The sequence below is a fragment of the Limnofasciculus baicalensis BBK-W-15 genome, assembly GCF_024178385.1.
Lineage (GTDB): Bacteria > Cyanobacteriota > Cyanobacteriia > Cyanobacteriales > Coleofasciculaceae > Limnofasciculus > Limnofasciculus baicalensis.
The window spans coordinates 1-1,280 of sequence record NZ_JAMZMM010000717.1 but is presented as its reverse complement, the minus strand read 5'-3'; the positions used below and the strand labels follow the sequence as shown (position 1 = coordinate 1,280).

The 1,280-nt window shown below is 44.8% G+C and carries 1 protein-coding gene; it reads left to right on the top strand.

Features of this window, described 5'->3' with window-relative positions; all coding sequences use genetic code 11:
- Positions 1 to 67 precede the first annotated feature (67 nt).
- Positions 68 to 1,280, top strand: a 1,213-nt coding sequence (ispG, locus tag NJ959_RS29685; protein ID WP_254015355.1) for a (E)-4-hydroxy-3-methylbut-2-enyl-diphosphate synthase, incomplete at its 3' end; no start/stop codon positions are given.

Here is a 1,280-nt window from a genome sequence, read left to right as displayed (position 1 = left end):
CTAAAATACCCCATCTATGGCAATCTAAACAGATAATGAACAATACCCGATATTCTCACCACTTCTTATGCAAACACTTTCAAAACCGACAACAGCACCCCAACCCCCCGAATTCGACACCACCATCCGCCGCCGCAAAACCCGTCCCGTCAAAGTCGGTAACGTCACCATCGGCGGTGGCTATCCCGTGGTAGTGCAATCAATGATTAACGAGGATACCTTAGATATAGATGGTTCCGTGGCTGGAATTCGCCGCCTCCATGAAATTGGGTGCGAAATTGTCCGCGTTACAGTCCCCAGTATGGCACACGCCAAAGCTTTGGCAGAAATTAAGGAAAAACTAATTAAGACATACCAAAAAGTACCCCTAGTTGCAGATGTCCACCACAATGGCATGAAAATTGCCCTGGAAGTTGCCAAACATGTGGATAAAGTCCGGATTAATCCTGGATTATACGTCTTTGAGAAAGCAAAAGGCGATCGCACCGAATACAGTCAAGCTGAATTTGAGGAAATTGGCGACAAAATCCGGGAAACTTTAGCACCTCTGGTGATTTCTCTGCGAGATCAAGGTAAAGCGATGCGGATTGGTGTAAATCACGGCTCGCTGGCAGAAAGGATGCTGTTTACCTACGGCGATACTCCCCAAGGAATGGTAGAATCTGCAATCGAATTTATCCATATCTGCGAATCTCTAGACTTTCGGAATATAGTAATTTCCATGAAAGCATCTCGCGTGCCAGTCATGCTAGCTGCTTATCGTCTGATGGTGAAACGGATGGATGAATTGGGCATGGATTATCCTTTACATTTAGGGGTAACGGAAGCAGGTGATGGGGAATATGGACGGATTAAATCTACTGCGGGAATTGGCACTTTACTCGCTGATGGCATTGGCGATACTATCCGTGTTTCCCTGACTGAAGCACCAGAAAAAGAAATTCCTGTTTGCTATAGTATTTTGCAAGCCTTGGGATTGCGAAAGACGATGGTAGAATATGTCGCATGTCCGAGTTGTGGTCGTACTTTATTTAATTTAGAGGATGTTTTGCATAATGTCCGGGAAGCGACTAAACATCTGACAGGTTTAGATATTGCTGTCATGGGTTGTATTGTCAATGGTCCCGGTGAAATGGCAGATGCAGATTATGGTTATGTGGGTAAGCAGCCTGGATATATTTCTTTATATCGCGGAAGGGAGGAGATTAAACGAGTACCGGAAGATAAGGGTGTTGAGGAATTGATTAATTTAATTAAATCTGATGGGCGTTGGGTTGAGC